The 846-nt window shown below is 49.3% G+C and carries 2 rRNA genes; both read left to right on the top strand.

The features are described 5' to 3' along the window. Positions 1 to 184: ribosomal RNA gene (locus WBS51_RS15155) — 16S ribosomal RNA — on the top strand; the annotation flags it as partial. A gap of 172 nt (positions 185 to 356) precedes the next feature. After that, positions 357 to 474 (top strand): 5S ribosomal RNA (rrf, locus tag WBS51_RS15150). Positions 475 to 846 lie beyond the last annotated feature (372 nt).

Below are 846 nucleotides of genomic sequence, written 5' to 3'. Positions count from 1 at the left end.
CAGAATGTCGCGGTGAATACGTTCCCGGGTCTTGTACACACCGCCCGTCACACCATGGGAGTCAGTAACGCCCGAAGTCAGTGACCTAACCGCAAGGGAGGAGCTGCCGAAGGCGGGACCGATAACTGGGGTGAAGTCGTAACAAGGTAGCCGTATCGGAAGGTGCGGCTGGATCACCTCCTTTCTAAGGAAGAAGAAGTAGAGGCATTGAACACTTAATGAGTGCGAAGCGCGAATTTAGTGAGAAAGCCCGCCCGAACACTTAGCGAATGCGAACGCAAGTGAGCATGAGGTTAGTGAGAGTGGTGAGAATGTGTTTTACTGTTGAGTTATCAAAAAGAGATAACAGAAAAGATTCCGGTGGCGATGCGCTTCGGGGAAACACCCGTACCCATCCCGAACACGAAGGTTAAGACTGAAGCGGCCGATGATACTATGCTGGAGACGGCATGGGAAAGCAGGTGGCTGCCGGAGCCCTTAAAAAAGGCTTGGGGAAGAAAGCCTATGAAAATAGAACGGCACCGTAAGGTGTAACCCGGACCAGCGGGGGAACGCTGTTAGGATAAACTGGTTTTACCAGTGATTAGAGGATACAAAGGAATTTGTGTGTTCTAATGGCTGATAAAACATCAGTCAGATATGTACCTTGAAAATCGCATATACGAAACATCTAAAATACGTTAAACGTAGAGATAGAGACGAAACGAGGCGCTGCGAAAGCAGCGGACAAGTAGAGAAACCAAGAAACAACAAGCCGTCAGATATTAACGCTATAGTATCTGAAGAGGCCAAGCAAGAAAGAGCGCAGGGCGGATGCCTTGGCACTAAGAGCCGATGAAAGACGTG

Origin of the sequence: Blautia acetica (assembly GCF_038739805.1) — a bacterium.
Classification (GTDB): Bacteria; Bacillota; Clostridia; order Lachnospirales; family Lachnospiraceae; genus Blautia.
Note: the sequence above shows the minus strand (reverse complement) of the source record. Positions and strands in the feature narration are given on the sequence as shown.